We start from the raw sequence: 7472 nt of genomic DNA, 5'->3' as shown, positions 1-7472 counted from the left end.
ATACGATACGCCCTCCCTGCCGGCTTTTGATGTACGTGGCGTCGATCCACAGATAGGGCCACTCGCCCTCTATCGGGCGGTTCAGGAAAGCCTGTACCCGCCCATCTATTTCTTCGCATAACCGGCTGACCTGGCTCTTGGAGATGCCTGTGCCGCCCATCGCCTTGACCAGGTCATCGACGGCGCGTGTGGAGATGCCCTTGATGTAGGCCTCCTGTATAACAGCCGTCAGCGCTTTCTCGGCCGTCCGTCGCGGCTCCAGGAACGACGGGAAGTACGTTCCCTTGCGCAGCTTCGGGATGTCGAGATCAATCCGCCCGGCACGGGTTTCCCAAGCCCGTTCGCGGTAACCATTCCTGTAAGTCTTGCGATCCGCGGAGCGGGCACCGGGAGCCGCGCCCGTATGCGACTCCACCTCCATCTCCATCAAGCGCCCGGCCGCAAAAGCCAGCATGTCGCGCACCAGATCGTTGTCTGCGCTCTGGTCAATCAGCTCGAATAAAGCCAATCTGTCTTCGGTCATCGTGTGAGGTCCTTCTGGTTGAGTTTCGCAACCACAACCTCGACGGATTCGCGCACGATGACCTTCCTCAGGTCGAATTTACACCAAGCCCCGGGACGCTACCCACATCTATTAGCATTATATCGCGGCTGTGATGAAAATTCGGATGAAGAACGGTGCGCGAAATCGCTCAAAATTGAGGGGAGGACAAAATACGTCGAGTAACTGGCCTACTTCGAGGGCGTTGGGCTAAAGTGGTCGGCCAGTTCGTTGCTCGTGAAGCCGTGCGAAAAAGATTCGGCGTCATAGGGCAGCATGGTTTCGGTCCATGCCGCAAAACGCGCCTTCAGGTCGGCAAACACGTCAGGATACCTAGCCTTGAGGTTGCCACGTTACAGAGGATCCGCCACGACGTCGAACAGGAATTCATTCCTGGAGATGCTGAGATATTCAGCCGAATGATTTTGACGATGCCTTCAAGGCTGGCAGGTCGATCACCTGGGCCGCACCTTTGTGAAGCGCTATGATCCCCTGCTTCTCGAGCTTTCTCAAGATCTGGTTGACATACACGCTGGTTACGCCTGTTGCATCGGCGAGGTCGATCTGACGGACCGGAATTGATGCGCCATCCACTCCGCAAACGCAGCCCTGCCGTTCCCACAGGTAGGCCAGTAACCAAGCTATCTTCTGGGGGCCCTGCCGGCTTCCAATATTCGCGAACGATCGGAATACACGGGCGATCAGGTTTTCTCTCTGCAGGGCGACCTTGTCCTTCGCCATGGGCACAGCATCCAGGTACCGCTGGAAGCTTTTCGTCGGCATCATGTAGACTTCCGTGTTCGAAAGGACTTCCGTGGAGCAGGGACTGCCAGACCCCAGAGCATCCAGCGGAAGCACAAGAGACCCGGAAAGTTCGAACTCCATGACCTGGCGCTTTCCGGTCTGGTTCGAGCGCGTATACGCCACGATACCATTTTCGATCAGATAGACCCGATTCGTTGGCTGCCCCATTTGCGCGAGATGCTCTCCCCGGCGCAGGCGCGTTACAATCCCCTGGTCTTTTATGATGCCGTGAAGCGTGTCCACTTCTCTGTTTACAATTTCGGCACAACTTTTCTCGCAGCCCACAACGGAGCTGTCCGGTCTTAACTCTTGTAACACGGTCCCCACCTTGCTTTCGAATTTCTGTCGAAAATTTCAGTCAGCCTGATTGCTCAATGCCCAGACAGACTCCTACCCATTCGTCCCTCTCCCAACACGCCTATCAACCATATAGTCGTGGCTCTGGCTTGTAATGTAGCGTAACTATAGGTTCCTATTTTGACTTATTTTTTACTTGGGTACAATAGATTATTAACTTTCTTTTAATAAAATTATTGCCGTGTTAAAAGCCGTTCGCCAATGTGTGCACACGTGCAACGATCACGATGATTATAGCCGTCGCACGAATAAATTCCGGTCTTTTGAAGTGCGGTAATAACATCCGTATCCAGGTTGCCCGAAGGGCGGCCCGCGAGAATTGAACACGCAAGGCGCGTCGACAAACTATCTGAATATTTCGATGTGCGCGAACTCTCGACACTCTTGATCGGGCACCCTTATGCCATGATGAATATGTTCAGATAAGGTCGAGGGGAACCCCAGGGAAATGGACAGTGTGCGAAACACTCCACTGCCCATAGGTTCTGATCAGGCGCTGGGTTACATTCGAAACCCGGCGCAATTCACTTTGGCCAAATCCAGACTTTGTCGGCGTCGAAAAGGCTCTTCGGGGTCGTTCCGGCGTTCAGTCCATCGGCGCAAGGTCAAGCCTGCCAAGGTCCTTGCGCGCATGATTCGTCCCATTTTCGCAAGGTCCCCACTAAGCGGATGTTGGACGAAGGGCGGCGCCGGCATACCTGCCTTTTGTCAGAATGTGATGGCCGTCTCCTGATCAGACCGCCCCGGCGGGCACCTGAAAACCGGCTCCATCTAGTTACCAGGCGTATTGGCCGGTTGATTGACCACATCAAACAGAAATGATGACAATGCCGCCTCACGCGCGCGTTCCAACTCTTCCAGTTCGCGTTCCGAGGCCGCTTCTGCCTCCATGCGGTGTTTCTCTGCCGCAAGCAGACCACCTTCGACGAGCAATTGCTCGCGCCTTTCGCGCTCCTCTTCACTCTGATCGAGTGAAGAGAGCCTTGTGCAATCATCGTTGAACTGGCGCCCGCTCAGCCGCATGCGCTCGACGAGCGCCTCATCTTCCGGGTCTATTGCGCACTTCATGTCGCCTATTTCAGTCCGCTGGCTGGAGAGCATGTCTTCCGTAGTCGGTGTTTTGACGATTGTCGCGACCTGTATCTGCTGAACCTTGCCGCGGCTTTCAGGTGTTACCGAATTCATTTGCGTGAGAACGGCATGACTGCGATCGCCCATGGGGGCATCTTCAGCGACTTGACGCATGTGCGCATCTGCGTTCTCGCCCGCCACCGAATTCTCATTCAGGAGCATCAGCCCAACGACAAGCGCAATGACCAGTCTGGCCGGTTCCATGTCAATCGAATCCCGTCTGCGTTATCGAAATGGATGAGCTTCCGAACTGGGTAACAGCCAGTCCGAGCCCATTGCCATTTTGCACATGCACCAGTGTATTATCGAACCCCAGCTGTGTCGCGAGCGAAAAATTGTTCAAACCACCCTGCTGAACCGAAAGATTGTTGCGGCCACCAACCTGAACACCGATTAGCGTATTCCGGGCACCGGCCTGATCAACATGGAGCGCATTTTCGCCTCCTGAAGATTCCTGGTAGGCAATCGCGAGATGTCCAAGACCAGCCTGATCGATCCGGGCCGCGTTCCCGTCGTGACCACGCTGGTTCAGTATAGAAGTATTGCGGTAGGATCTGCCGAGGAGAATGCGCTCGGGAGAATCATCAAGCACGAATGAATCATCATCTTCTGCCAAGGCTGATTCGTCCTCGTCCGGATCAAGCGGCGAATCGAGTAATGATGACGTTGCAAGCGCCTGTTCTCCACTGGCTTGCGCCATCGCACGGTCCCACTGAAAAAGGGCCTGAGTGAGCAGGCAAACGGCGAGCACTGTCGCCAGTGCTCGCACGAAGGCGCTGCCCCACACCATGCTACTGGCTGATAGTGGCGACGTGCATCATGCCTATCTGGCTGACATCAGACAGAGCACTTTCGGCGAATTGGTCAACTGTGGCGATGTTGCTGCTGCCGTCCTGAAGCACAGTCGACAGAATATCCGTGTTTGTGGCACCGAGCCCCGACTGCATGACGCGCGTGTCATTGTCAAAGCCACCCTTCTGCGTAATCGTTGCACTGGCCCGGTAGCCCGACTGCTCCACCTTTGCAAGGCCATCAGTCAAACTCGCCTCTTGCGTGATATCGACCGTGTTGCGGAAGCCCGTATTGAGCTGGTCGATGTCGACCCGGTTATCCTCACCCAACTGTATTGCGTTCGCACGGTTCAGCACGCCGTCCGTGTCGATACGGACAATGCCATCGATACCGTCTTCGGAGACAACAGCTCTGTTCAAACTTCCGAACTGGTTGACCCGAACAAGCGGATCGAGCCCTGCGGAGTCCACATTTGCGTTATTATCCCAGGAATCAGGGCTGGCAACCTGGCCCGGCCCGGCCCAGGTCCCCTGATTGATGACAACGCTGCCACCATTACTCTCCTGAAGAATCTTAGCGGTGTTGCCAAGGCCGTTCTGATTGATCCGGCCGGTGGGGGCAACACTTACCGCCCGTTGCGTGATGGTCGCCGTGTTTCCATCACCACGCTGGCGAACTGATGCATCCGCGTTGGCAGACAGTTGCCGGATTGTCGAGCTGTTCTGGGTGGACGATGCATAATCGTGAACCTGGTTTACGAATGCAACCGCACCATTCCTTCTCTGTTCGATCACCGACGCGTTTGCGTAATCGTTCCCGCCCATGACATAGCTGCCCTGGGATTGTCTCACAGTCGCACTTGCATTGTTCACATTGCCCGAGGCGCCGCGGAGCTGTTCAATACTGGAATAGCCCTGACTGTTCGTGGTTCCACCCACGGCTTGGTTGACGTCTGCCGTGTTGCCGTTGCCGCGCTGGCTGATAATCGACGTGTTGTTGCCGTCCAGCGCGGGGGCTTGTTGTGCCAAGGCAGGCGCCGACGCAATTGCGGCGGCTGAGATGGCAGTGAGGAGAAGTCTCTTCATGGTACTGTCCTTTCTTTTGTCTCGTGACTACTGGCTGACAAGCGCGGTGTTGCCAGAGCCGAGTTGCGTGACGCTGGAATACGCGTCATCGGAGAATTGCGAGACGTCCACCACGTTGAGCGAGCCGCCTGCCTGGTTGACATACGAGTATCCTCCCGCCGCAGTCTGAACGACATCAACAAGACCATCAGTACCCGTCTGGATGATCTCCGATTCATTGTCGGCGCCAGTCTGGGAAAGACTGGCCTCGTTGCTGAAACCGGACTGAGTGATCAGGGACTCGTTACTCGTACCGAATTGAGCGGCGAAAACGGTTCCCGACGCCCCCGACTGATCTATGGTCGAAATATTGCCGGCCCCGGTCTGGTTTGACGTGAGCCCGTTGTCGGATCCGTCCTGGGTCAGCGTCGCAGTATTTGATGTTCCATCCTGGAATCCAGCGATCGTGTTCCCGGTTCCTGAAGCCAATTGGGTAATGAAGGCCATATTGGACGCGAGGCTCTGGACAAACTCTACGCTGCTAACGAATCCGTCCTGATGCAGTGTCACCGCATTATCATCATCATTCTGAGTGATCGTCGCCTCATTGAAACTTCCTGCCTGGAAGCCGATCACACTGTTTCCATTGCCAATCTGCGTAATCATGGCGTCAGTATTGTCTGCTGACTGGGCAAATCCGCCTGCACCGCCGACACTGTTGCCGTCGCCTTCCTGCGAGACAACAATTGTGCCCTGCGTGCCGGATTGGAGGAGGTTGCTTGTGTTTCCCGCCCCAACGCCAATCTGCGTGACGTTGATCGTGCCCATAAATCCAGTCTGCTCGACCATGGAGGTGTTCAGTGTCCCGCTCTGATCAACTCCGACAAAATCAGAGCCACCAGACTGAATGACGTCTGAGGTCTGCTGATCGCCAGCCTGGCTGACCTCGGCCGTTTCCAGATTGCCGGTTTGATAGATATTCGAAACGCTGTTTTCAGAATTCTGGACAACCGTCGCAGTCACATCGGAACCCGACTGGTTAATATCAGACTGGTTTCCGCCGCCATCCTGCGTAACATCTGCGACCGATAATCCACTCGTATCCTGGAAAATGGTTGATTCATTGGCCGAGCCAGACTGATCAGCCGTAGCCACCGCATTGCTGGATATTTGATCAATGTCAGACGTGTTGGTTGCACCCCCCTGACCTGCATCATTGTGCTGGGTTACAGTCGCCAAGTTGCCGATACCTTGCTGAAGAATAGCACTATCGTTGACATTCGCACCCGTTGCCGATGTTGCCGTATCAGTCTGGGTTACTGTTGCGATATTGCCCTGAACCGATTGGTCAATGACGGATAGCGCATCAAAGCTTCCGGTTTGATTGACTGTTGCGCTCTGGTTCAGTCCTTGCTGGGTGACCTGGGAATCGTCTGCCAGGGCGGGAATGGCCAGCACGGCAGCCAAAGCTGCGCTTATAAGAAGTTTGTTTCGCATTTCTTTTCTCCTGCGACATTGCGAGCCAGTCACATTGAAAGGCTTCTTTGGATTCCGCGCCCGGTCAAATCCGGACTGCTCTTGATACGGACTTTGTAGTCCGTCCAATTTCAGTGGCCATGTCATTGCGAGTGCTCCAGTGCGGCCAATTTGACTCGTTGCATGTCCCATTCAGTGCGAGAGCGCTGATCGGTTTCCGCGACATCGTCCTTCAAGGCAGATGTCTCGACCGAGGAAGGGCTCAGCCGCTGAGTGCGCTGCTTGCTTGCCTGCGCCTCAGGTGGGGAGACCTGCATGCTCCGTCCCGGGGCTGAATTGGAGACCGACCCGGCTACCGTCGCCGCAACAGGCCTGGAGACGACCCTCGTGGACGCCACTTTTGAGGCCGCAGTAGTGGATCCTGCCTTCCCTGCGTCTGCAAAGGCTTGCCTGGTCACGGATGTGCCGTCACGACTCGCCCGATATTGCTCGAGCAACTGGGCGCCCGCCAATTTGTCCTGAAATCCCCATACGCCAAGATCTGCGCCTTCGAGGATCAACAGTTCCACGGCCTTCTCGGTCGCTTGGCGCAGCGCAAGAAGATCTGGTTCGTTCGACGTGATGCCGGTATCAACTTCAAGGAGCTCCTGAAACGACACAAATTTGAACACGTCCGCAGCCAGCCCGACCGATGCGATCCTCTTCGAGGCTACCACTGACGTTATGACTTCGCCAGTCTTTACACTGACCGCCCGAAGGTAGACTGTCACCTTGTCTTCGCGATAATCAGTCGATGCTCCAATTCCGAGAAAACGCGCGCCAGCACCTCCGGTCTTCGTATTTGTATCGTAGCCGATAATACCGCCTTCGAGTATGATGCCGGCGAACAGAAGTGGCGGCAGCGCATCCTCGCTGACCTCATCTTCACCCAAATACTGCCGACGCATTTCGCGGATGATTTGACGCTCTTTGAGAAGATTATCCAGGTTTTCGCGTTCGATAACTGTGAACCAGGACCGGTTTCCAGCATCCTGAAGCGCTTTGAGCAAAACTGATGACGATCCTTGTGTTACAGCGCGCGACAAAGTTTGCACGCGATCAGACGGCTTGAACTGCCCCGTCTGGTCTTCGAAACGGTAGACCGCCACTGCGGGCCTCTCGGCTGGTGGCGGAAGGGACCGCAGACGCGATTGTGTAGGCGTCTCAACTTCCGACATCGCAGGCTGCTCGATAAAGCCCGGGTGTCCGTCATGTGTGGTCGCACATGCTCCGAGAACCAGCATGATCGCCAATGCAAATGCACCTCT

General features: G+C 55.5%; 8 protein-coding genes. All 8 read right to left on the bottom strand.

Annotation, left to right across the window (positions count from 1 at the left end; translation table 11 throughout):
* Positions 1-523 (bottom strand): IS256 family transposase (locus VR74_RS01400; protein WP_045693723.1); only part of this gene is annotated, 523 nt, incomplete at its 3' end.
* A 209-nt stretch (positions 524-732) separates the two neighbouring features.
* Positions 733-864: a hypothetical protein gene (locus VR74_RS20320; protein WP_299949298.1), complete on the bottom strand. Its 132-nt coding sequence runs from the start codon at positions 862-864 to the stop codon at positions 733-735.
* Between the two features lie 88 nt (positions 865-952).
* Positions 953-1630, bottom strand: coding sequence for a Crp/Fnr family transcriptional regulator (locus tag VR74_RS20315; RefSeq protein WP_299949297.1), 678 nt, complete (start codon positions 1628-1630; stop codon positions 953-955).
* An 843-nt stretch (positions 1631-2473) separates the two neighbouring features.
* On the bottom strand, positions 2474-2974 hold the full coding sequence (locus VR74_RS01385) for a hypothetical protein (RefSeq protein ID WP_299949295.1): 501 nt from the start codon (positions 2972-2974) through the stop codon (positions 2474-2476).
* A 64-nt stretch (positions 2975-3038) separates the two neighbouring features.
* Positions 3039-3623: a hypothetical protein gene (locus tag VR74_RS01380; RefSeq protein ID WP_045693716.1), complete on the bottom strand. Its 585-nt coding sequence runs from the start codon at positions 3621-3623 to the stop codon at positions 3039-3041.
* A 1-nt stretch (position 3624) separates the two neighbouring features.
* The gene (locus tag VR74_RS01375; RefSeq protein ID WP_045693715.1) at positions 3625-4710 is read right to left on the bottom strand and encodes a hypothetical protein; all 1086 of its coding nucleotides are present in this window, start codon (positions 4708-4710) and stop codon (positions 3625-3627) included.
* 27 nt (positions 4711-4737) lie between these two features.
* Positions 4738-6312 (bottom strand): hypothetical protein, encoded by a 1575-nt coding sequence (locus VR74_RS01370; protein ID WP_299949293.1) that lies wholly within the window; start codon positions 6310-6312, stop codon positions 4738-4740.
* Positions 6309-7382 carry a CsgG/HfaB family protein gene (locus VR74_RS01365; RefSeq protein WP_299949292.1) on the bottom strand — a complete coding sequence of 358 codons (1074 nt, stop codon included), beginning with the start codon at positions 7380-7382 and terminating at the stop codon, positions 6309-6311. The genes VR74_RS01370 and VR74_RS01365 overlap by 4 nt, the downstream gene beginning before the upstream one ends.
* Positions 7383-7472 lie beyond the last annotated feature (90 nt).

Source organism: Hyphomonas sp. BRH_c22, assembly GCF_000961795.1.
GTDB lineage: Bacteria > Pseudomonadota > Alphaproteobacteria > Caulobacterales > Hyphomonadaceae > Hyphomonas.
This window is presented reverse-complemented; position numbering and strand designations above follow the sequence as displayed.